General features: G+C 66.6%; 21 protein-coding genes. 6 read left to right on the top strand and 15 right to left on the bottom strand.

The window, feature by feature from the left end:
- Positions 1-210: 210 nt before the first annotated feature.
- Both IEV83_RS07805 and IEV83_RS07800 read left to right on the top strand, forming a co-directional pair.
- Entirely contained in the window at positions 211-738 is a 528-nt protein-coding gene (locus IEV83_RS07805) for a cupin domain-containing protein (RefSeq protein ID WP_181760808.1), read from the top strand.
- A gap of 107 nt (positions 739-845) precedes the next feature.
- Positions 846-1,367: a glycine cleavage system transcriptional repressor gene (locus tag IEV83_RS07800; RefSeq protein WP_181760809.1), complete on the top strand. Its 522-nt coding sequence runs from the start codon at positions 846-848 to the stop codon at positions 1,365-1,367.
- Between the two features lie 25 nt (positions 1,368-1,392).
- Here the strand turns inward: IEV83_RS07800 and IEV83_RS07795 are convergent, their stop codons facing one another.
- The 15 genes from IEV83_RS07795 to IEV83_RS07725 all read right to left on the bottom strand — a co-directional run bounded on the left by IEV83_RS07795 (position 1,393) and on the right by IEV83_RS07725 (position 17,890).
- Positions 1,393-2,196 carry an ABC transporter ATP-binding protein gene (locus IEV83_RS07795; RefSeq protein WP_181760810.1) on the bottom strand — a complete coding sequence of 268 codons (804 nt, stop codon included), beginning with the start codon at positions 2,194-2,196 and terminating at the stop codon, positions 1,393-1,395.
- Positions 2,189-3,055, bottom strand: coding sequence for an ABC transporter ATP-binding protein (locus tag IEV83_RS07790; protein ID WP_181760811.1), 867 nt, complete (start codon positions 3,053-3,055; stop codon positions 2,189-2,191). Before IEV83_RS07790 ends, IEV83_RS07795 begins: the two co-directional genes overlap by 8 nt.
- Positions 3,056-3,062: 7 nt before the next feature.
- Positions 3,063-3,995 (bottom strand): ABC transporter permease, encoded by a 933-nt coding sequence (locus IEV83_RS07785; protein ID WP_181760894.1) that lies wholly within the window; start codon positions 3,993-3,995, stop codon positions 3,063-3,065.
- On the bottom strand, positions 3,995-5,059 hold the full coding sequence (locus IEV83_RS07780; protein ID WP_181760812.1) for an ABC transporter permease: 1,065 nt from the start codon (positions 5,057-5,059) through the stop codon (positions 3,995-3,997). The genes IEV83_RS07785 and IEV83_RS07780 overlap by 1 nt, the downstream gene beginning before the upstream one ends.
- A 12-nt stretch (positions 5,060-5,071) precedes the next feature.
- Positions 5,072-6,682: an ABC transporter substrate-binding protein gene (locus IEV83_RS07775; RefSeq protein ID WP_181760813.1), complete on the bottom strand. Its 1,611-nt coding sequence runs from the start codon at positions 6,680-6,682 to the stop codon at positions 5,072-5,074.
- A 150-nt stretch (positions 6,683-6,832) separates the two neighbouring features.
- Positions 6,833-7,984, bottom strand: a complete 1,152-nt coding sequence (locus tag IEV83_RS07770; RefSeq protein WP_181760814.1) for a DUF1513 domain-containing protein — start codon at positions 7,982-7,984, stop codon at positions 6,833-6,835.
- A complete protein-coding gene (locus tag IEV83_RS07765) occupies positions 7,965-9,098 on the bottom strand; it encodes an imelysin family protein (RefSeq protein WP_181760815.1) in 1,134 nt (377 codons plus the stop codon). The genes IEV83_RS07770 and IEV83_RS07765 overlap by 20 nt, the downstream gene beginning before the upstream one ends.
- Before the next feature lie 43 nt (positions 9,099-9,141).
- Positions 9,142-10,665 (bottom strand): di-heme oxidoreductase family protein, encoded by a 1,524-nt coding sequence (locus IEV83_RS07760; RefSeq protein ID WP_181760816.1) that lies wholly within the window; start codon positions 10,663-10,665, stop codon positions 9,142-9,144.
- 98 nt (positions 10,666-10,763) lie between these two features.
- Positions 10,764-12,035: an imelysin family protein gene (locus IEV83_RS07755; RefSeq protein WP_181760817.1), complete on the bottom strand. Its 1,272-nt coding sequence runs from the start codon at positions 12,033-12,035 to the stop codon at positions 10,764-10,766.
- Between the two features lie 52 nt (positions 12,036-12,087).
- Entirely contained in the window at positions 12,088-12,597 is a 510-nt protein-coding gene (locus tag IEV83_RS07750) for a hypothetical protein (protein WP_181760818.1), read from the bottom strand.
- A 154-nt stretch (positions 12,598-12,751) separates the two neighbouring features.
- Positions 12,752-13,213, bottom strand: coding sequence for a MarR family winged helix-turn-helix transcriptional regulator (locus IEV83_RS07745; RefSeq protein WP_181760819.1), 462 nt, complete (start codon positions 13,211-13,213; stop codon positions 12,752-12,754).
- A gap of 9 nt (positions 13,214-13,222) precedes the next feature.
- Positions 13,223-14,497: a flavin-dependent oxidoreductase gene (locus IEV83_RS07740; protein ID WP_181760820.1), complete on the bottom strand. Its 1,275-nt coding sequence runs from the start codon at positions 14,495-14,497 to the stop codon at positions 13,223-13,225.
- An 87-nt stretch (positions 14,498-14,584) separates the two neighbouring features.
- Positions 14,585-15,622, bottom strand: coding sequence for a TRAP transporter substrate-binding protein (locus IEV83_RS07735; protein WP_181760821.1), 1,038 nt, complete (start codon positions 15,620-15,622; stop codon positions 14,585-14,587).
- Positions 15,623-15,788: 166 nt separating this feature from the next.
- Positions 15,789-16,508: a histidine utilization transcriptional repressor HutC gene (gene hutC, locus IEV83_RS07730; protein ID WP_181760895.1), complete on the bottom strand. Its 720-nt coding sequence runs from the start codon at positions 16,506-16,508 to the stop codon at positions 15,789-15,791.
- A 5-nt stretch (positions 16,509-16,513) separates the two neighbouring features.
- Positions 16,514-17,890 (bottom strand): formimidoylglutamate deiminase, encoded by a 1,377-nt coding sequence (locus IEV83_RS07725; protein WP_181760822.1) that lies wholly within the window; start codon positions 17,888-17,890, stop codon positions 16,514-16,516.
- A gap of 116 nt (positions 17,891-18,006) precedes the next feature.
- Here IEV83_RS07725 and hutI point away from each other — a divergent pair, with 116 nt between their 5' ends.
- Genes hutI through hutU form a run of 4 tightly spaced genes read left to right on the top strand, consistent with a single transcriptional unit; the run spans position 18,007 to position 23,253 of the window.
- Positions 18,007-19,218, top strand: a complete 1,212-nt coding sequence (hutI, locus tag IEV83_RS07720) for an imidazolonepropionase (RefSeq protein WP_181760823.1) — start codon at positions 18,007-18,009, stop codon at positions 19,216-19,218.
- Positions 19,215-20,765: a histidine ammonia-lyase gene (gene hutH, locus IEV83_RS07715; protein ID WP_181760824.1), complete on the top strand. Its 1,551-nt coding sequence runs from the start codon at positions 19,215-19,217 to the stop codon at positions 20,763-20,765. Before hutI ends, hutH begins: the two co-directional genes overlap by 4 nt.
- The gene (gene hutG, locus IEV83_RS07710; protein ID WP_181760825.1) at positions 20,762-21,583 is read left to right on the top strand and encodes an N-formylglutamate deformylase; all 822 of its coding nucleotides are present in this window, start codon (positions 20,762-20,764) and stop codon (positions 21,581-21,583) included. Before hutH ends, hutG begins: the two co-directional genes overlap by 4 nt.
- Positions 21,580-23,253 (top strand): urocanate hydratase, encoded by a 1,674-nt coding sequence (gene hutU, locus IEV83_RS07705; protein ID WP_181760826.1) that lies wholly within the window; start codon positions 21,580-21,582, stop codon positions 23,251-23,253. The genes hutG and hutU overlap by 4 nt, the downstream gene beginning before the upstream one ends.
- The last annotated feature ends 48 nt before the right edge of the window (positions 23,254-23,301 follow it).

The raw sequence follows: 23,301 nt of genomic DNA, 5'->3' as shown, positions 1-23,301 counted from the left end.
GTCCCTATCACCGGGACGCCGTCAGTGCAGCGAACGCTAGTGGAGCGCGCGGCAGGCATCAAGTGCGAAATACGACGCGGCCGCACTCCCTGCGCGACCTTTCCGCCCGCCCGGGGCCCGGCGAGACGCCCGCCCCTGCCGCAGAAACCGGATTTTCATCGTTTCAGGATATCGGACATACAACCACAAGGATCAGGGAGACCGACAGGAATGCCGAGGCAGACAGGAGGCGCGTCAAGCAGCGCGACCGCAACGCCGATCGAACGCTCATCCGCCGGCTTGATGTCCGCGCAGCTCGGGGCCGTGGACCTGCAGCCGCAGCCAATCAACCCGGACTGGATTCTGGACGGAACCCCGGAGGCCCGCTGCACCCAGCTTGCCGAAGGCAGCGACCGCCATGCGACCATGGCGGTCTGGGATTGCACCGCCGGGCGGTTCAACTGGTACTTCGGCTGTGACGAGGCGGTCTATATCCTTGAAGGATCGGTCACAGTGACCGGGCCGGATGGCGAGGTGCGCAAGCTCACCGCCGGCGACACGGCCTATTTCCCGGCCTACACCTGGTTTGAGTGGCACGTGGAAGAGTATGTGCGCAAGGTCGCCTTCTGCCATGACGTGCTGCCTGTAATGGCGCGGCTGCCGGTGCGGATCCTCGGCAAGATGACGCGCGTCGCCGAGCGCCTCTTTTCCGTGGTAATGAGCGGCAAACCGGAGCGCACAGGCCGCAAGGCCTCCTGAGGTCTCCCAAGCTTCGCCCCGCAACATGGGTGGTTTTCTTTGACCGCCCGCGCGCCTACTGTGATCGAAGACCTTTCAGCCCGCTGGACGCTGCCCGGAGCCCTATCATGCAGACAAGCCTTGTCCTCACCGTGATCGCCGACGACCGACCGGGCCTGGTGGTCCGCCTTGCCGATGTGGTCGCCGCCCATGGTGGCAACTGGATCGAAAGCTCGATGGCGCGTCTTGCGGGCGAGTTCGCCGGCATTGTCCGCATCGAGGCGCCGGGCGAACGGGTGATGGAGCTGGAAGCCGCGCTGACGAGCCTCGCGGAGGAAGGCATCCTCACAACGCTGCGTCAGAGCACGGGAGCACGGGAGACCCACGGCCAGACCGCGCGCATCAGCATCCTGTGCCAGGACCATCCGGGCATCGTCCATTCGCTGGCTGGCGCGCTGGCCGCCAAGGGCGCCAGCATCACCCACCTGACCAGCGAGGCCTTCGCCGGCTCCATGAGCGGCGAGCGGATGTTCCGCGCGGAAATGGACGTGGTGCTGCCGGTCGACCTGGAGACCGCCACCCTCGCCGCCGCGCTGGAGGACCTTGCCGGCGACCTGATGGCCGAGGTCGATTTCACCGACCTGAGCTGACCGCTCGCCGCCAGCCAGCCCGATCTCACTCCTCCATATGCGCGGAGAAGAAGTCCCGGTCATAGCCGAGGCTCGCCCGCAGCAGCTCCTGGGTATAGGCATCTTCCGGGGTGGCCTGGCGCATCTGTTCGACGCCCATCACCTCGACGACCTCGCCAAGGCGCATCACCGCGATCTGCTCGCACATATGCGCCACCACGGCGAGATCATGGGAGACCATCAGATAGGTCAGCCCACGGCGCGCCCGCAGGTCGGTCAGCAGGTTGAGGATTTCCGCCTGCACCGACACATCCAGCGCCGAGGTCGGCTCATCGAGCAACAGAATGCGCGGCTCCAGCATCAGCGCCCGGGCCACCGCGACCCGCTGGCGCTGGCCGCCGGACAACTGGTGCGGATAGCGGAACCGGAAGGCGCGCGGCAGGCCGACATCGTCCAGCGCCTGCAACACCCGCCGGTCGATGTCGCCGATCCGGTGCAAGCGCAGCGGCTCGGACAGGATCCGGTCGACCGTATGGCGCGGATGCAGCGAGGCGTAGGGGTCCTGAAACACCATCTGCACCTGGCGATAAAAGGCGGTCTCGCGCCGTTCCCCCAGGGTGCTGCCGGCCACCTTGATGGTGCCGGACCAGTCGCGCACCAGCCCAGTGATCGCCCGCAGCACCGTGGATTTGCCCGAGCCACTTTCGCCGACCAGGCCGAAACTCGCCCCTTCCGGCAGAACGAAACTCACATTCTTCACCGCCTGGAACCGGCTTTCGCCATGGCCAAAGAACACGTTGAGGTTCGATATCTCAAGTGCCGGCACCTTGCCCTTCCCCGCATCAGACATGTGCCACCACGCTCTGTTCCTTCAGCCAGGCCGGGTCGCGCTCCAGCACATCGAGCCGGGCTTGCGGCTGATCGAGGCGCGGCAAGGCCGCCAGGAGCCCCCGGGTATAAGGGTGCTCCGCCTTGTCCAGCTCCGCCGCCCGGCAGGTCTCGACGATTCGCCCGCCATACATGATGATCACCCGGTCGCAGAAGGACGACACCAGGTTGAGATCGTGGCTGATGAAGATCAGCCCCATGCCGCGTTCCTGCACCAGCTTGTCGAGGATGGCCAGAACCCGCATCTGCACGGTCACGTCCAGCGCCGAGGTCGGCTCGTCGGCGATCAGGAGGTCCGGATCCGGGATCAGCATCATGGCGATCATGATGCGCTGCCCCATGCCACCGGACACCTCATGGGGGAAGGTCTGGTACACCCGCTCCGGATCGCGGATCTGCACCGCCTCCAGCATCTCCAGCGTCTTCTGACGCGCCGCCCGGCGCGAGGCGCGGGTGTGCAGCCGGTAGGCTTCACTGATCTGCTCGCCGACGCGGATGACAGGGTTCAGCGAGAATTTCGGGTCCTGCATCACCATGGAGATCCGGTGACCGCGAATGCGCCGCATCTCGCGCTCCGAAAGGGAAAGGAGATCCTCGCCCATGAAGTCGATGCGCCGCGCCGAAACCTCGCCGGGCGGACGCACCAACCGCAGGATCGCCCGGCCGGTCATGGATTTGCCCGAGCCGCTTTCCCCGACGATGCCGACGCGCTCCCGCCCGACCGAAAAGGACGTGCCGCGCACCGCCTCGATCACCCCTTGGCGGGTGGGAAAGCGGACGTTGAGATCTTCCACCGTCAAAAGTGGATCCGTGGCGTTCATCGCGGCCTCACGATTTCGACTTCTTGGGATCGAGGATGTCGCGCAGACCGTCACCAAGCAGGTTGAACCCGAGCGAAACAGTGAAGATGGCAAGGCCGGGCATGGTGGCGACCCACCACTGGTCAAGCACGAACTTGCGTCCGGCGGAAATCATCGCGCCCCATTCCGGCATCGGCGGCTGAGCGCCGAGACCGAGAAACCCCAGTCCGGCCGCCGTCAGGATGATACCGGCCATGTCCAGCGTCACCCGCACGATCAGCGAGGACAGGCACATGGGCCACACATGCCGGGTGATGATGTGCAGCGCGCCGGCCCCTTGCAGGCTAATGGCGGCGATGTAGTCCGCATTGCGGATGGTCAGGGTTTCCGCCCGGGCGATGCGCGCATAGGGTGGCCAGGCGGTGAGCGAGATCGCCAGAATGGCGTTCTCGATGCCGGCGCCGAGCGCGGCGACGAAGGCCAACGCCAGAATCAGCTTGGGAAAGGCGAGGAAGATGTCGGTCACCCGCATCAGCACCTCATCCACCCAGCCGCCGATATAGCCGGCAAGTGTGCCGACCAAGAGCCCGAAGACCGGCGCGGTGACCGCCACCAGCGTGACGATCATCAAGGTGATGCGCGAGCCGTAGACAATGCGGCTCCAGATGTCCCGGCCAAGTTCGTCCGTGCCGAGCAGATGGCCGGCACTGCCGGGCGGCAGCAGGCGTTGCCCCAGATCCTGGGCCGAGGGCTCCGCTGTTGCCAGCCATGGCGCAAAGATCGCCATCAGCACCAGCGCGACGATGATCAGAAAGCCGATCAGCGCCAGCGGATTGCCGCGCAGCTTCAACCAGCCGAGATAGAGCTGAATCATCCGCGCCTGGAAACGGGAGGCAGGAGCATCGCTGTTGAGCCAGGCCCTGAGGCCCGGGCGAGTGATTTGGGTGTCCGGCGCCCGCATCATCGCGCCCTCGGATCGACGATCTTGTAGAGAAGATCGGACAGGAGATTGAGCAGGATGAACACCAGCCCCACCACCACCGTGCCGCCGAGCACGGCGTTGAGATCGGCGGAGAGCAGCGCGTTGGTGATGTATTGGCCAATGCCCGGCCAGGCGAAGATCACTTCGGTCAAGACCGATCCTTCCAGCAAGGTCGCATAGGACAGCGCCACCACGGTGATCAGCGGGATCATCACATTGCCCAGCGCGTGGCGCCAGATCACGGCGCGCTCGGACAGCCCCTTGACCCGGGCGGTGGTGATGTATTCCTGGCTGAGCTGCTCCAGCATGAAGGAGCGGGTCATCCGCGAGATATAGGCGAGCGAGTAATAGCCGAGGATCGACGCAGGCAGGATGATGTGGCTGACCGCGTTCCAGAAGATGGTCATGTCCCCGGCGATCAGGCTGTCGATCAGGATCATGCCGGTGACCGGCGGAATGATGTCCTCGTAATAGATGTCGAGCCGGCCCGGCCCGCCGACCCAGCCGAGAATACCGTAAAAGACGAGAAGGCCCATGAGGCCGATCCAGAACACCGGCATGGAATAGCCGAACAGCCCGAACAGCCGCACCAGATGGTCCGGCCAGCGGCCCTCATGCACGGCGGAGATCACCCCCATCGGCACGCCGAAACACACGCCGATGATCGTCGCCAGCGTCGCCAGTTCCAGCGTTGCGGGAAAGACGCGCAGCACATCCTCCGCCACCGGGCGAGCGGTCAGCGTCGACATGCCGAAATCGCCGACGGCGACGGATTTCAGAAAGATCCAGAACTGGACATAGAGCGGCTGGTCGAGGCCGAGCGAGCGGTAGGCGGCCTCGTACATCTCCTGGCTGGCCCGTTCGCCGACGATCGCCAGCACCGGATCGACCGGCATGACCCGGCCGATCAGGAAGGTCACGAACAAGAGACCGATGATCGTCAGCAGGACCGAAAGCAGCGTCGCTGCCAGCGCCCGTGCCAGCTTGAACAGCGGCGGGGTCGCGCCCCGCCGCCGTCCTGCCGTTCCCAGCGTGTCTGTCATGATCCTGGCGGCTTACTTGGTCACCGGCCAGTAGAACACCGCCGTGATCGCGGCGCCCGGATTGAAGCCGTTGACATTCGCCCGCATCACGTTCTGCTCGACCTTCTGAAACATCGGCGCAAAGGGCGCGACCTTCTGGAAGTCCTTCTGGATGTCCACATACATCTGCGCCCGGACCTTGGCATCAGTTTCCTGCACCGCCGCATCGGTCCGCCTGGTCATCTCCGGAATGTCCCAGGCGTTGCGCCAGGCCAGCTTGCCGGTCAGTTGGGCTTCATCCGAATTGTCCGGGTTGTTCGCAAATGTATCGGCGTTGGTGTGCGGATCGGGATAATCCGGCCCCCAGGCGCCGACGTAGATCTGGAAATCGCGCGAACGATACTTGCCGAGGATCTGCTTGCCGGTTCCTTGGGTGATCGTCGCGGTGATGCCGGCCTGGGCAAAAGTGTTCTGCAGCGACTGGGCGATCTCCACCCGCTCCTGCGCATTGCGGACGATGAGTTCGACCTCGAAGCCGTCGCCCTCACCCGCTTCCGCCAGCAGCGCCTTGGCCTTGTCCACATCGAAGCTGTAGGGCTGATCCTTCAGCTCTCCCATGTAGGTCAGCGGCAGGAAGGCCTGATGCACCGTGTACTGACCCTTCAGGAAGGAGCCTTCCATCCCCTTGTAGTCGATGAGGTATTTCAGCGCCTCGACCACCTTCGGCTTCGACAGCACCGGGTCCTTCTGGTTCATGGAAATGTACATGATCCGGCCGCGCAGGGTGTCCTCGACCTTCACGTTCTCATCGGAGGAAAGTCCCGCGACATCTTCCGGCGAAAGGTTGCGGGCCACATCGACATCGCCCTTTTCCAGCAACAGGCGCTGAGCCGAGGATTCGGCGATATGGCGCACGATCACCCGCTGCATCGCCACGTCGCCGCGCCAGTAGTCGCCGGCCGCCTGCAGCGAATAGCTCTCGTTCGGCTTCCAGTTGATCAGCTTGTAGGCGCCGGAGCCGGCCGAGTTGGTGCGCAGCCATTCATTGCCCCAGTCGCCATCCTTTTCATGCTCCTGCACGGTCTTGCTATCGACAATGGAGGCAACCGCTGCGGTGAAGCAGTTGAGCACGAAGGAGGGGGCGTATTTCTTGTCCGTGGTGATCACCAGCGTCCCGTCATCGGTCGCCCGGATCGTCTCGGCCATGTTTTCCTTGTTGAAGCCGAATTGGGTGAGAATGAAGGACGGGGTCTTTTCCAGCGCAACCACCCGGCGCAGGGAATACTCCGCATCCTTCGCCGTGACCGGATTGCCAGAATGGAACGAAATGCCGGAGCGCATCTTGAAGGTGAAGGTCTTGCCGTCCTCGGACACGGACCAGCTTTCGGCAAGGCCGGGCTGGTAGCCGGAGGACAGATCCGCCGGGTCGAACACCACCAACGTGTCGTATACGTTGTTGGCATAGTCGGTGCCGGCGAATTCGAACATCTCATGCGGATCGAGCGACACGATGTCGTCGATGCGGTTGGCGATCACCAACATGTTCGGCGGCGTCGCCGCTTCGGCCTGGGTAAACGGCATGGTCATCGGCAGGGCAAGCGCTGTGGACAGCGCGGCCGCCAACAGGGAACGTTGGAAACGCATCTGGAAGAACTCCCCTCTGGATTGCCCCACGGCGCGCCTTATTTGGCGCGTCCGCAGGAAAGGGGGTATCTTTCAATGCCTCGTCAAAATGATCAAGGCGCGTCGTCCACAACCCTCCGTTTTCCCCACCCAGGGCCCGCAAGGGGCCAGTCAGCGCGGGGAAATGGCGATCATGTGATTGTCCCAGGAGATGCCTGCCCGGCTGGCCAGCAACAGCGGCGCAGTGTCCGGCGCATCGCTCTGCAGCAGCCCGCCCTCCCCGTCCGAGAGCAGAAAACCGGCGTCGTCGAGCGGCGCCACGCCGCAGACATCGGCCCGCGTCTGACTGCCCAGGAACCGGCCATCGGCGGTAGCGAAATACAGCATCCGCCCGGCGCGCGGGCAGGAGGCGGCGACGACACTTTCCTCTCGGTTGAGTGCCACCGACCCGACATAGTTCTCCAGCTTGCCGCGCAGCCTCGGCGCGACATCGTGCAGGCGCAGGCCCTTTTCGGGGTCGAGCGCGGCGAGCAGCGCCGGCGTCTCGGTTGCCGCGCCCTGATGCTGGGCGCCAATCCACACCGTGCCACCAGCGCTCACCGTCATATGCCGGAGGGAGAGCTGATGCAGCTCCGCATCAAGCTCGAATCGCGCCAGCAGCGCGCCGTCCTCCCGGTCGATCAGCGCCACGTTCGGGCGCATGGTGGCAAGATTGAGCTTGTCTCGCCCGCGCTCCGGATGGGTCTCGATGCCGCCATTGGCAACCACCAGCGTCTTGCCATCGGGCATCGGCAGGATGTCATGCGGGCCGACCCCGCCGCTGGCGAATTCGCCCAGGCGCTGCGGGAAAGCGCCGCTGACGTCATAAACGCCGATGATGCCGCGCGCGGCGGCGAAATCGTTCTCTGTGGCAAAGACCAGACGGCCATCCGGCGAAAAGGCGCCATGCCCGTAGAAGTGGCGGCCCGCTTCCGCCTGGAACGTGACCGGACCGGCGCGGCCCAGCGGATCGAACAGCACGGCGAAGGTGCCCGGACGCCGGGCAAAGACGAGACAGCGCCCGGTTGCCGGGCACAGCGCCACATCATGGCCGCGCCCGGGCAGCGGGATGGTAAGCACGTCGATCCCTTCCGGGCTCGTCACCGCAAGCGCGTAACTCCCATCGGAGCCACGCCTTGCGGCCACGAACAAGGGGTCGTCCGACCCGGCAAGACCGGCCAGCGCATCCTCCGCCCGGGCGCGGGGAACGTTTGGTGCGGCGGCGGCCAGCGCAGCGGCACAGCCGGTCAGGAAGGCCCGCCGGTCAATCACCGTCGAGCGCATTAAAGCCTCCCTTGAGCGCCAGATGCCCCGCCAGTTCTCCGGCGAGCGTGCCGCGCAGGCCCGACAGGATGGTGTTCACATAAACCAGCCGGGCACGTGCCTCAGGGTCGGCAAGGCCCGCGCCGAGATCGGCGGGAACGGCGGCCAGCGCGGCTCGAGCATTCGCGGTCTCAAACTGCAGGCTGTTGCCGATCCATCTGGCGCCTTCCGCCCCTTCCGGATAACCGGCGGCAGTGATGGCCAAGGCAAGCCCCTCGATCCCGGCGGACAGATGACGCACCGCATTGCGCGATCGCGCAAACGGTGCCCGCGCCGCCCGGCCGTTCGCCGGGCCGGGCTCCAGAACCCGTTCCAGCACCTGATCCTTCATCAGCGCCAGCCCGGTCATCAATGCCTTGAAGGCAACCTCCGCCGCCTCTTTCGGTGTGGCCGCGAGCCGGTTATCCGGCCCCGGCGACAGCAGCAGCGCGGTCTGGCCGGAGGGCGAGGCATAGCCGCGCCCCACCTCATTTGCCGTGGCGATGAGACCGGCAACAAGCGCGCCGGCATAGGCGCAGCGATAGGCGCGGTCGGGCTGTTCGGTACCGAGCACCACCGCGCCATCGGGCGAGAACGCGATCCACTCCAGCGCGGTGAGCCCTTGCAGGGCCACGCTCTTGTCCTTCAGCGTCGCCGCTGTCAGAGCGCTCGGGTCTTCCTTCGCCAGAAGCCGGGTCACCTGCCGGCGCAGGACGCCGCGCGGATCGGGAACGAAGGCAAGCCGCTCCAGCGCCGAGGCATCGGCCAGCGCGCCGAAGCGGGAGACGGCGAGCCGACCATGGGCGGCGACCACGGCGGCAAAGCCATCGGCGAAGGCGCTGGTCGCCTCGCCCGCATCGCCGACCTCTTCCGGCCGGGCACACAGCCGGGCGACATCGCCCTCAAGCTCCTGCAGCCGGTCGCGCAGATCCCGCGCCGTCGGCAGCGCATAGTCCTCAACAAGCGCCGGAACGAACCGGCCGTAGTCGATGGGCGGCTCCTGCGCCAGGACGGGCGTGGCGCCAAACCCGGCGGCAAGCCCCGCCACCGCGAACGCCCACGCCCAGTTCCTCAGTGTCGTGATCACGCCTGTCATCTTCGCCCCGTTCCCTGCCGTCTGATCCAATCGCACCGCATCGCTAGAGCGACTTGAGGAAGCGAATGAGCGCCTCCCGGTCCGCCTTGTCCAGCGCTGCATAGCCGTTGCGGGCGGTCTCGGCCTCGCCGCCATGCCAGAGAATCGCTTCCTCCAGCGTGCGCGCGCGGCCGTCATGCAGGTAGCTTTCCTGCCCGCTGACCAGTTCGGTGAGGCCGATGCCCCAGAGCGGCGGGGTGCGCCATTCCCGGCCAGTGGCATCGCCCGCCGGGCGGTTGTCGGCCAGACCCTCGCCCATATCGTGCAGCAGAAGATCGGTATAGGGCCAGATCAGCTGGAACCGATGAGCGGCGATCGCCGCCTTGCGGGAGGTGACGTATTTCGGCACATGGCAGCCGTTGCAGGAAAGCGCGCGGAACACCGCCTTGCCCTTCAGCACCTGCGGATCGTCCACATCGCGCCGGCGCGGCACCGCCAGATTGCGCGAGTAGAAATCCACCAGTTCCATCACCGGATCGGGTGCCTCGGTGGGACCGAGATTGGCCTGCTCACCGGTGGGCATCCGCCGACAGTCGGTCTGGCGCGCCGTACAGTCGCCATAAGGGTCCGGACGATCGGGCGAGGAAATGCCGATGTCGCCGGCGAAGGCGCCCGCCGATTGCGACCGAACCGTCGGCTCCGAAGCCTTCCAGCCGAAGCGTCCGAGCACAAGCTCGCCGCCCGGCGCCTTGCGGACCCAGCTCGGCTTGCCGGAAATCCCGTCGCCATCCACATCCTCCGGATCGGCCCGAGACAGAATATCGCCGGGATGGATCGCCTCCAGCAGACCCAGGCCGAGCATCTGCGGCGCAACGCGCGGCGAGATCAGCACATCGTCCCGCATCGGCCCGTAGCCGAGATCGGTCATGGTGTAGACCGGGTCCCGCAAGGTCACCACCGTGCCATCGCCAAGGGTGACCGGCTTGTCCGTGTAGCTGACCTTCATCCGGCCTTCCGCCGACAATCCCGGCACCGCATAGGTCTGGAACTGGGTGCCATAGACCGGCTCGGGAATGACCAGCGCGTCGCGATTGGCAAGCGCCGCCTTCTCCGCCTCGGTGGTCGGCGGCACTGAGAGGCGCAGGAACAGGGCAACCGGCTCTTCGCCCGGCGCCGGCGGATGCCCGCGCCCGTCCTTCAGGTGGCAGCCCTGACAGGAGCGGGCATTGTAGAGCGGCCCCAGCCCATCGGAGGCGCGGGTGGAGGCCGGCGAGGAAACCCAGAACTTGCGAAACAGGCCATTGCCGACCGCGAACCGCTGCTGATCCTCGAAGGACAGATTGGCCGAAGGGTGCGAGAACGCATTGGCGTTCAGCTTCTTGCGCGAGGTGGCGGCACCGCCGCTCATCTCCTCGAAGCGCTCGGCCAGATCATCGGCTTGCGGGTCGGCCAGCACCCGTTCCACCTTCGCCTTGTCAGCGTCGCTCAGGTCGTCGCGGTGATCGAGGGAGAGAGGCGCCGCAGCAGCAGCGGTCAGGGAGGCGGTCAGCACACAGCCAGCCGTCCCGAGCTTCATCAGTGTCATCATCTTCGCTGTCCCGTGGCGCGTCCCTCCTGGGGCCAAGCCCCAACGCGCAAACCGGGCGGCGGGAGCCCGTACACCCGCCGCCCCTTGTTCAAACCGGCTTAGTGGAAGACCGCGTTCGGATTATCGAGGCTGTCCGAGCCTTCGAAGGCGATCTGCTCAAGACCGAGTTCGGACACCACGCGCTCGATCGAGCGGGTCTGGTCGATCAGCGACTGCACCGCCGCCTCGACCAGGGCATTGCCCTCCGCGTTGCCCTCGCCAATCATCTGGTCATAGGCTTCCACCGTCTCGGCGCGGGTGCGCAGCGCCTCGAAGGCGGCCAGGGAGGCATCGAGCTTCGCGGTCATCTCCGCCGCCAGCTCCGGGTTCTTCGCCGCCACCAGATCGCGCAGGGACGCCCCTTCCACCGCCGCGCCGGCAAAGCCCTTGTAGGTGCCGAACCAGACATTGCGGATGCCGATCACATCATCGAGATGGGACATGTGGGTGTTGTCGGAAAAGCAGTCATGCTCCTCCTCCGGGTCGTGCAGCATCAGGCCGAGCTTCATCCGCTCGCCGGCCAATTCGCCATAGGAGAGCGAGCCCATGCCGGTGAGGATGGTGGCAAGGCCGCCGGCCTCGCCCTTCTCCGCCAGCTCCTTGCGGGCCGCACCGTCGGCGCTCCAGGCGGTCTTCATCTCGTCGAGATCGGCCAGCAGCAGCGCGGTCGCCGCCTTCAGATAGGCCGCCCGCCGGTCGCAATTGCCGCCGGTGCAGTTGGCGGTGTCGAAATCGCTGGCCGGACGATTGCCCGCGCCCTTCTCCGTGCCGTTCAGATCCTGACCCCAGAGCAGGAATTCAATGGCATGATAGCCGGTGGCAACATTGGCCTCGATCTCGCCGGCTTCCTGAAGCGTCTCGGCCAAAAGCTCGGCCGTGATCTCGGTCGCATCGATCTCCTGACCGTTCACGGTCAGCTTGGCATTGGCGATGACATTGGCGGTGTAGAAGGCGTTTTCCGGCGAGTCCGTACCGTAGCTGGCGTCCACATAGTCGATCAGCCCCTCATCGAGCGGCCAGGCGTTGACCTTGCCTTCCCAATCGTCGACCAGCGCATTGCCGAAGCGATAGACCTCGGTCTGCTGATAGGGGCGGCGCGCCGCGCGCCAGGCATCGCGGGCAGCGGCCAGCGTCTCGTCGGTCGGGTTGGCCAGCAGCGCGTCGATCGCCTTGGAAAGGTCAAGCGCCGTGGCATGGGCCTCCGAATAGGCCGCCTCGGCAATGTCGCCATAGGTGGTGAGAACGGTCTGGGGCGTTGCTTCGGTGGCGGCGAAGGCCGGCGTGGCGGCTACGCTCGCCAGAAGGGCGAGCATCAAAGAGGTCTTGCGCATGTTGGTCTATCCCGTCTGTTGGTGAATGGGTCGCGTTTACGGTGAATAAAGGTCAGTGGCGTGTGGCGCCGGGCCCGCAGGCGCCGGCCAGCCCGGCCCACAGGCAGGGCAGCGCATCGCGTCGTGGCAGGAAAAGTCTTGCCCCGCGCAAGGCGTCGGCAAAGCCGGCCGCCGTCTCAAGCGCCGCCGGCAGGCCGGGGGCGAGGACAAGCTCATCGGCCAGTTCGCCCGCCGCCATCTGATCGCCGGCCTGAGAAGCGGCAACCAGCGCAACGGCGAGGCATTCCTGCGGACAGCGGCGCGGGCAATCATAGGGAAGCATGTGGACCCCGCCCTTGGTCCAGGCATTGAGCGCCCGGGCATAGCAGGACAGGCTGGTCACGGTGGCGCGCGCCCGTTCGACCCCGAGCGTACAGGCATAAAGGTTCCAGGCCCGTTCCCAGCAGTCGATGCTGCCGGTTCGATAGCCGTCGAGCCAGCGACGCAGCCCCTCGATTACGAGTTGCTCGGCCGCCGCCCCGCCCATGTTGCCGCAGGGCGACAGGTGCACAGGTTCGGTCATCACATCCCCCAATCGCCGGGGGTCAAGGTCCCGGCATCAAAGGCTGCGGCAGGTGCCGCCGCGCGACCGAACCAACAATACATGACTTTAAGTGTCAAGAAATAAAATAAAAGAAAACAATAGTTTAGAATAATTATAAAGTGGAATTTTGCATTCAGGTTTTTACATCCTCCGCCCCAACAGGCCGACCGATGATGTGCCGGAGAGCCCGGCGAAGCTCGTTCCGCGCCCCCTCGCTCAAGCCGTCGAGCAAGATCTCTTCGGCGCCGCCGATCCGCTGGCGCAAGCCCGCAAAACGCGCCTTGCCCGCCGCCGACAGGGTGTAGCCGACCTTGCGGCGATCCCCGGCTGCCCGCGCCTGACACAGCACGCCCGATCCGACCACCGGTTTCAGCGCGGTAGTCAGCACCGAAGGCGAGCAGGACATGGCGCGGGCCACCTCCCGATGACTAACGCCGGGATTGCGGTCGACCAGCTCCAGCACCATGAACTGGAGCGGCGTGATCTCCTCATCGGCAAAGGCGCGGGCGAAGGCCTGATGACCGCGCAGGAAGGCGTGACGCAAGAGATGCCCGACGAGATCGTTGAGACAGCCGTAGTCCAGTTCCCCGGTCACGGGCCGCCCTCAGACCCGGGCGGCCGGGGGCACGATGGAGGGACGCTGGTTCAGCCCGTCCACATCAAAGCCCGCCAGCTTTTTATACCCGGCGGCGGTTTCGGCCAGTTCCTCCGCCGACAGCACCTGGTCGATCTGCTCGAAACCGTCCGGCGCCCGTTCCTCGACCACATCGAGCACCTTGTCCGGCCCATCGGCGCGGTTGGCGAGCACGATCCGCCCCGTCGCCGGCCGCCGCTCCTCTTCATAGGCCTCAAGCGCCGCCGGGACGCAGCCCTGGCGCAGGATCTCGCGGGTCAATACCCGGGCATCGAGGATTGCCTGGCTCGCCCCATTGGAACCAATCGGATACATGGGATGGGCGGCATCGCCCATCAGGGTCATCGGCCCATGGGTCCAGCGCGGCAGCGGATCGCGGTCGACCATCGGATACTCGAACACATGCTCGGCCGCCCGGATCACCGCTGGCACATCCAGCCAGTCGAAATGCCAGTCGGCAAAGCGCGGCAGGAAGTCGGCGAGCACACCGGGCCGGTTCCAGTCCTCGCGCCGCCACAGGTAGTCGTCGGGCAGCTTCAGATCGGCGATCCAGTTGATCAACGCGCCTTCCGAGCCATCCTCAAGGGTGATGTCCTCGATCGGATAGCAGACAAATTTGCGCGGCTTGCAGCCGGCCATCGCCATCGAGCGCCCGGTCAGGAAGCGGGGGCCACGGGTGACGCCGCGCCACATGACGATGCCGCTCCAGGCCGGCGCGCCTTCATCGGGATAGAGCGCGGCGCGGGCGGTGGAATGAATGCCATCGGCGGCAATGAACAGCGCCCCGCGCTCGGTCCCTGCGCCGCTGCCGTCCCGGCCCGACAGATCGATCTCGACGCCCTCGCCATTCTCGCGCCAGCCCGTGACGGAAACGCCGCAGCGTACAGCATCCGGGCCGAGCCGCTCGCGCACCGCCTGCAGCAGCATCATCTGCAGCTTGCCGCGATGGACGGAATATTGCGGCCACCGATACCCGGCCGCGCGGCCACGCGGCTCCGCCCAGATCGGCTGGCCGTGGCTGGAGAAATAGGCGACCTCCGCCGTCCTCAGGCCGATGGCGTCGAGCCGGTCGAGCAGCCCCAGTTCGTCAAGCTCTCGCACCGCGTGGGGTTGCAGGTTGATGCCGACGCCAAGGGGGCGGATTTCGGCAACGCTTTCGAAGATCCGGACCGGCACGCCGATCCGTTCCAGGCTGAGCGCCAGGGTCAAGCCGGCGATGCCCGCGCCGGCAATCAGGACTGTCATGACATATCGCTTTTCTGTCAGCGGAAGGACGCTTTGAACGGAAAGGCCGGGGCGCTTGCAAGCAGCCCCGGCCCGCGTCGCTAAGGGTCAGTTGCCGTCGGCGTATTTGGCGATCATCGCCTTGGCGTCCTCGACCATCGCCGCGCCGTCATAGCCCTTCTCCGTCACCTCGGCGATCCAGGCATCGATCACCGGCTGGGCCGCTGCCTGCCAGCGCGCGACTTCCTCCGGCGGCAGCTTGCGGATGGTGTTGCCGGCTTTTTCGGCGGCAGCAATGCCCGGCTGATCGCCCTCGTCCATCACCCGGCCGACCCATTTGGACATCTCGCGGCCGCTGTTGGCGTCGATCACCGCCTTCAGGTCATCGGGCAGGCTGTCGTATTTCGCCTTGTTCATGGCAAAGAGGAAGGCCGCCGTGTAGAGCCCGCGCGGACCCTCGAAATCGGTGTGGCTGTCCACCAGCTCAGCCACCTTCAGCGGGGTGGTCACTTCCCAGGGCACCACCGTGCCATCGATCACGCCCTTGGACAGCGCCTCGGGCATGGCCGGCACCGGCATGCCCACCGAGGTGGCGCCGAGCGCTCCGAGCAGCGCATTGGTCTGGCGGGTCGGGCCACGCAGCTTCAGCCCCTTCATGTCCTCCAGCTTCGACACGCCCTCGCCCTTGACGTGCAAAAGGCCGGGGCCGTGCACATGCACGGCGATCGGATGCACATCCTTGAACTCGTCCGTCAGGTACTTCTCGTAAAAGTCCCAGAATGCCTGGCTGGTGGGCTCGGCCTTGGCCGGCATGAACGGCAACTCAAACGCCTCGGTGCCGGGGAAGCGGCCCGGCGTGTAACCCGGCAGCGTCCAGACAATGTCGACCACCCCGTCGCGCGCTTGGTCGAACAGAGCCGGCGGCTTGCCGCCAAGCTGCATCGCCGGATAGACCTCAACCTTGATCCGGCCATCGGACTCCTTCATCACCTTCTCCGCCCAGGGGGTGATGAAGTTCTTCGGAACCGGCGCCGGCGCCGGCAGGAAATGATGGACGCGCAGGGTCACTTCCTGCGCAAGGCCCGGCGCAATACCGGCGCAGAGCGACGCGGTGGCGGCAATCAGCAGCATTTTCAGTCGAGACATGTGGCTTCCTCCCCAGGATGCGGTCTTGCCGGCAACAGGGCCAAAGGCCACGGACGCCGGAAATTCGTTTACAATGTAAACGACTATGCCGCCGATCCGGTCAGGGATCAACGCGGTTGTCTCAACCTGCCCGCGATCCGCGGCCACAACGCCCCATCGCCGGAGGTCAGACCCGCGAAATCATCCGGTAACTGGAGGGGTGCACCATCCGAACAAGGGTGATCGGCTGGTCGAGCAACCAGGTGGCGCGCTCGATCACGAAGACCGGATCGCCCCGGGAGACACCGAGCATCTCCGCCTCCTCCGTGGTCGCTCCGGCGGCGCTGAGGTCGTTCTCCATTTCCGAGAACGGCGCGTTGCGCACCAGCCATTCATTGGGACTGACGGTTTCGAAGCTCTGCCCGGCGATGTCCGGCACGGCGGCCAGGTTGATCCAGCGATCCTCGAACTGCCAGGGGCGATTGTCAGCGAAATGCAGGCAGCGCACGTGCAACACCGGCGCCCCCGGCGGCAATTCCAGCCGGGCGCGCAGGGTCTCGGGCACCTCGACCTCGTCGCGGCTGAGTACGGAGAACCGGTACTGGGCGCCGCGCGCCTCGACCTCGGTCCGGACCACGGGGATTTCCAGCCGGGCCTCGCGCAAGGGATGTTCGGCAATCCGGGTTCCCACCCGGCGCTTGCGCTCGACAATGCCGATATCGGCAAGCTCGCGCAGCGCCCGGTTGACGGTCACCCGGGCGCAGCCGAACTCGCGCGCCAGATCCTCCTCGCCGGGGATCAATTCCCCCGGCTGCCAGACCCGGTCGCGAATGCGGCGCAGGATCTCCGTCTTGATCGTGCGAAAGGAGTTGGGCTGCGCCGCCGCACCAGTACCCGTTTGCGTCACATCACTCAAAGACCCTGCCTCAGGCTGCGCACCGCGTCGCGGTACCCCTTCTCGATTTCCGCACGGCGCACGTGGCGCCCCTCGCGCACCACATGCCGGCCCGCCGCCCAGACATCGCGGACCAGCCGGTCATCGCCGGCAAAGATCCACGCATCGAGCAGCTCATCGCCCGCGCAGCCGTCCAGATGCACCGAGCCGGCATCGAGCGCAACCAGATCCGCGAGCCGTCCGGTGGCAATCGCCCCGCAATCGCGGCCCAGCGCCTGTGCCCCGCCGGCGGTCACCGCGTCATAGAGCCGCCGGCCACAGGAGAGATCGCGGGTGGCAAGCACCGCGCGTTGCCGGTCGCGCAGCCGCTGGGAGTATTCCAGCGTCCTCAGCTCCTCGGAGAGCGAAATGCGGATGTTCGAATCGGAACCGATGCCGATCACCCCGCCATCGGCGAGATAGCGCGCGCCATCGAAGATGCCGTCGCCAAGGCTCGATTCGGTGATCGGGCATAGGCCGGCCACCGCGCCGCTCGCCGCCAGATCGCGCCGCTCGCCCGTGTCGAGATGGGTGCAGTGAATAAGGCACCAGCGCCCGTCGACATCATGGGCATCGAGCAGCCAGCGCACCGGCCGCGCGCCATAGCCGGCCTCGACCTCGGCGATCTCCGCGGTCTGTTCGGCGATATGCATGTGCAAGGGATCGTCGGGCCGCAGCGCCACCAGATGGGTCAGCGCATCGCGCGGCACCGCCCGCAGCGAATGCGGCGCAAGCCCCAGACGGGCATCGGGCCCAAGGGAGGCCACCGCCGAGGAGGCGCCTTCGATCAGGCGGGCAAAACTGTCCAGATCGTTGCGGAAGCGCAACTGGCCGCCCGCCAGCGGCCGGCCGTCGATGCCGCCGGTGGCGTAATAGACCGGCAGCAGGGTCAGGCCGATGCCGCTCGTCCCGGCGGCGGCGACGATGCGCCGGGACAGCTCAGCCGGGTCGGCATAGGCCGCGCCATCCGGCTGGTTGTGGAGGTAGTGAAACTCGGCGGAAGCGGCATAGCCCGCCTCCAGCATTTCCATCTGCACGAAGGCGGCCACTGCCTCAACCCGCTCCGGTGTGTAGCTGGCCAGGAACCGGTACATCAGCTCGCGCCAGGTCCAGAAGGAATCGTTTTCCCCTTCCCCGCGCCGCTCGCTGAGACCGGCCATCGCCCGCTGGAAGGCATGGGAGTGCAGATTGGACGGCGCCGGCAACAAGATGCCAAGCCGCTGATCTGCCTGGCAATCCGCCTCGGACACGCCGGTCTCGACCGCCGCGATCCGGCCATTCGCCGTAATTTCCACCGCCACATTCCGGTGCCAGCCATCCGCCAGCAATGCTGTTTCCGCCCAAAGCCGTGTCATGTTCGCCTCATTTTTGCGATTGACAATTATGTACATACATATCGTAAATATAGAAAGACATATAGAGGCGTGCCGCACAAGCCCGTCTCGGGAGATTAGAGCATGAGGGGAGGAACATGACCGGCATCGTTCTGGACAAGGCACGGATCGCCACCATGTGCGTGGGCGACAAGCCCTATGGCCTTGTCGATGATGGCGCCCTCGCCATTGCCGAGGACGGCACCATCGCCTATGCCGGCCCCGCCGCCGATCTGCCGGCCCGCTTTGCCGGCTGGGACCGGCAAGGCCAGGACGGACGGCTGATCACGCCGGCGCTGGTCGACTGCCACACCCATATCGTCTTCGGCGGCAACCGCGCCCGCGAATTCGAGATGCGGCTGGAAGGCGCCTCCTATGAGGAGGTGGCGCGCGCCGGCGGCGGCATCGTCTCCACCGTCACCGCCACCCGCGCGGCCGATGAGGAGGCGCTTCTCGCCGACGCGCTGCCGCGCCTCGACACGCTGATCGCCGAGGGCGTTGCCACCATCGAGGTCAAGTCCGGCTACGGGCTAACCATTGCTGATGAGCTGAAGATGCTGCGGGTGGCCCGCCGGCTGGGACAGATCCGGCCGGTGCGCGTCGTCACCACCTATCTTGCCGCCCATGCCACGCCGGCCGAATACAAGGGCCGGGACGATGCCTATCTCGATGAGGTGGTGCTGCCCGGGTTGGACGCCGGCCATGCGGAAGGGCTGATCGACGCGGTCGACGGCTTCTGCGAGGGTATCGCCTTCTCGCCAGAGCAGATGACGCGGGTGTTCGACCGGGCCGCCGCGCTCGGTCTGCCGGTCAAGCTGCACGCCGAACAGCTGTCGGATCTCGGCGGCGCGCGCATGGCCGCCGAGCACAAGGCGCTATCCGCCGATCACCTTGAATATCTCGGTCAGGACGGGGTCGACGCCATGGCGCGGGCCGGCACCGTCGCCGTGCTTCTGCCCGGCGCCTTCTACACCTTGCGCGAGACCCAATACCCGCCGGTTGCGGCGCTGCGGGCCGCCGGCGTGCCGATCGCCCTTGCGACCGACTGCAATCCCGGCTCCTCGCCGCTGACGTCCCTGCTCCTGACCATGAACATGGGCGCGACCCTGTTCCGGCTGACGCCGGAGGAAGCGCTGGCGGGTGCGACTCGCGAGGCGGCCCGGGCGCTTGGCCTTGCCGGCAGCCTCGGCACGCTGGAGGCCGGCAAACAGGCGGATCTGGCGATCTGGAACGTGACCGAGCCGGCGGAGCTGATCTATCGCATCGGCTTCAACCCGCTGCATCAACGCCTGATCGGAGGCAAGCCATGACCATTCTCCTCACCCCGGGCGCGGTCGGCCTTGCCGAGCTGGAGGCGATCTATCACGGCGGCTCTGCCCGGCTCGATCCGGCGGTACGCCCCGCCGTGGAAGCAAGCGCGGCCCGCATCCGCGACGTCGCCGCCGGCGATACCCCCGTCTACGGCGTCAACACCGGCTTCGGCAAGCTGGCGAGCGTGCGCATCGCCCCGGGCGATGTGGCGACGCTGCAGCGCAATCTCATTCTCTCCCATTGCTGCGGTGTCGGCGAGCCGCTGCCGGCGGAGATCGTCCGGCTGGTGATGGCGATCAAGCTGCTGTCGCTCGGCCATGGTGCTTCGGGCGTGCGCTGGGAAACGCTTGCCCTGCTCGACGGCATGCTGGGCGCGGACATCATCCCGGTCGTGCCGGCCAAGGGCTCGGTCGGCGCCTCGGGCGACCTTGCTCCGCTCGCCCATCTCGCCGCGGCGATGATCGGCGAGGGCGAGGTGTTCCACGATGGCGCGCGCCGCCCCGCCGCCGAAGCCCTCAAAGACGCCGGACTGACGCCCGTGGTGCTCGGCCCGAAAGAGGGGCTGGGGCTGATCAACGGCACCCAGGTTTCCACCGCCCTGGCGCTGGCCGGTCTTTTCAAGGCCTGGCGTGCGGCCACCGCGGCGCTGATCACCGGTGCTCTGTCGACCGACGCGGCGATGGGCTCCGCCGCCCCGTTCCGCCCCGAGATCCACACCCTGCGCGGCCAGCCGGGGCAGATCGAGGCAGCTCGGACCTTGCGCGCACTGATGGACGGCTCGCAGATCCGCGAAAGCCACCGGGAAGGCGACGAGCGGGTACAGGACCCCTATTGCATCCGCTGCCAGCCGCAGGTGGCCGGCGCCTGTCTCGACCTTCTGCGCGCTGCCGGCGAGACCCTGCGGCGCGAGGCCAACGCGGTCACCGACAATCCGCTGGTGCTGTCCGATGGCGATGTGATTTCCGGCGGCAACTTCCACGCCGAGCCGGTGGCCTTCGCCGCCGACCAGATCGCCATCGCCGTGTGCGAGATCGGCGCGATCGCCCAGCGCCGCATCGCCCTGATGGTGGACCCGGCGCTCAGCTTCGGCCTGCCGGCGTTCCTGACCCCGGCGCCGGGTCTCAACTCGGGCCTGATGATCGCCGAGGTCACCTCCGCAGCGCTGATGTCGGAGAACAAACAACGGGCGATGCCGGCCAGCGTCGATTCGACGCCCACCTCCGCCAATCAGGAGGACCACGTGTCGATGGCCTGCCACGGCGCCCGCCGGCTCCTCTCCATGACCGACAATCTCAATGCAATCATCGGCATCGAGGCGCTGACGGCGACGCAAGGGGTGGAGTTCCGCGCGCCGCTCACCACCAGCCCGGCGCTGGCCGGTGCCATGGCCGCCGTTCGCGCCGCCGTGCCACATCTTGAGGAAGACCGCTACATGGCCGGCGATCTTGCACAGGCCTCCAGGCTTGTGGCCGACGGCCGCCTTGCCGCCGCGATCGCGGCCGGTATCCTGCCCAGCCTTGGAACACCGCAAGGAGAAGACGCATGATTCCGGTCGAGATTCACGAAGGCACCTCCCCCATCATCCTCGGGCTGCCGCACACGGGCACCCATGTTCCCGAGGCGATGCACGCGCGGCTTTCCCCGCGCGGACAGGAGCTTGCCGATACCGACTGGCATATCCACACGCTCTATGACGGGCTGCTGGCCGGCGCGACCACCGTGCGCGCCACCTTCCACCGCTATGTGGTGGATGCCAACCGCGACCCGAGCGGTGTCAGCCTCTATCCGGGCCAGAACACCACCGGGCTGGTGCCGCTGACCGATTTCGACGGCGCGCCGATCTGGCGCGAGGGCGCCGCCCCCGATGCGGCGGAGATCGAGGAACGCGCCGCGCAGTTTCATGCGCCCTATCACGCCGCGCTGGCCGCGCAGATCGAACGGGTCAAGGCACAGCATGGCGTGGCAATCCTCTACGATTGCCATTCGATCCGCTCGCATATTCCGTTCCTGTTCGAAGGCACCCTGCCGGATTTCAACATCGGCACCAATGGCGGCACCACCTGCGATCCGCAGATCGAGCAGGCGACGGTCGAGACCTGCGCCAGCGCCGAAGGCTACAGCAGCGTTCTCAACGGCCGCTTCAAGGGCGGCTGGACCACCCGTCACTACGGCCAGCCGGCCAGCGGCGTTCACGCAATCCAGATGGAGCTGGCCCAGTCCACTCACTTAGGCGAGGAAACCCTGCCCTTTTCCTATGACGAGGCCAAGGCCAAGCGCCTGCGCCCCCACCTTGCAACCCTGCTTGCCCGTCTGGAGCGCCTGGCGCTCGACGGACGGCTTGTCACTCCCGGAGACCCCAGATGAACAACCCGCGTCACAATGCCCGTATCGTCAAGGCTGATACCGGCACCGAAATCACCGCCAAGTCCTGGCTGACCGAAGCCCCCTTGCGGATGCTGATGAACAACCTGGACCCGGATGTCGCGGAAAAGCCGCATGAGCTGGTCGTCTATGGCGGCATCGGCCGGGCGGCCCGCACCTGGGACGATTTCGACCGGATCGCGGCAACCCTCAAGGACCTTGAAGCGGACGAGACGCTGGTGGTCCAGTCGGGCAAGCCGGTGGGCGTGTTCAAGACGCACAAGGACGCGCCGCGCGTCCTGATCGCCAATTCCAACATCGTGCCGCATTGGGCCAACTGGGACCATTTCAACAAGCTCGATAAGGCCGGGCTGATGATGTACGGCCAGATGACCGCCGGGTCGTGGATCTACATCGGCTCCCAGGGCATCGTGCAGGGCACCTACGAGACCTTCGTGGAGGCCGGCCGCCAGCACTACGAGGGCAATCTCAAGGGCAAGTGGATCCTGACCGGTGGCCTCGGCGGCATGGGCGGCGCCCAGCCGCTGGCCGCCGTCATGGCCGGCGCCTGCTGTCTGGCGGTGGAGTGCAACCCGGATTCCATCGATTTCCGCCTGCGCACCCGCTACGTCGACGAAAAGACCGATTCGCTCGACGAGGCGCTGGAGATGATCGAGCGCTGGACCAAGGCCGGCGAGGCGAAGTCCGTGGCCCTCCTGGGCAATGCAGCCGACGTGTTCCCTGAGCTGGTGCGGCGCGGCGTACATCCGGACATCGTCACCGACCAGACCTCCGCCCATGACCCGATCAACGGCTACCTGCCCAAAGGCTGGACCATGGCCGAGTGGGAAGCCAAGCGCGAGAGCGATCCCAAGGCGGTGGAGAAGGCCGCGCGCGCCTCAATGCGCGATCACGTGGAAGCCATGGTCGCCTTCTGGAACGCCGGTGTGCCGACCCTCGACTATGGCAACAACATCCGCCAGATGGCGCTGGAGGAAGGTCTGGAAGACGCCTTCGCCTTCCCCGGCTTCGTGCCGGCCTATATCCGGCCGCTGTTCTGCCGCGGCGTCGGCCCGTTCCGCTGGGCCGCCCTGTCCGGCGATCCGGAGGACATCTACAAGACCGACCAGAAGGTCCGGGAGCTGCTGCCCGACAACACCCACCTGCACCGCTGGCTGGACATGGCGCGCGAGCGCATCTCCTTCCAGGGTCTGCCGGCGCGCATCTGCTGGGTCGGCCTCGGCGACCGTCACCGGCTGGGCCTTGCGTTCAACGAGATGGTCCGCAATGGCGAGTTGAAGGCGCCGATCGTGATCGGCCGCGACCATCTCGATTCCGGCTCGGTCGCCTCGCCGAACCGCGAGACCGAAGCGATGATGGATGGGTCCGACGCAGTGTCCGACTGGCCGTTGCTGAACGCCCTGCTCAACTGCGCCTCCGGCGCGACCTGGGTCAGCCTGCACCATGGCGGCGGCGTGGGGATGGGCTTTTCCCAGCATTCTGGCATGGTGATCTGCTGCGACGGCAGCGACGATGCGGCCCGCCGGATCGAGCGCGTCTTGTGGAACGATCCGGCCACCGGCGTGATGCGCCATGCCGATGCCGGCTATGACATCGCGCTGGACTGCGCGCGCGAAAATGGATTGCGCCTGCCCGCCATTCTCGGCAATTGAGGGAAGCGACGGACAGGCACACCCGGGAGCCGCAGGGGCTCCCGGCTC

Origin of the sequence: Stappia taiwanensis (genome assembly GCF_014635285.1) — a bacterium.
GTDB classification, from domain to species: domain Bacteria; phylum Pseudomonadota; class Alphaproteobacteria; order Rhizobiales; family Stappiaceae; genus Stappia; species Stappia taiwanensis.
This window is presented reverse-complemented; position numbering and strand designations above follow the sequence as displayed.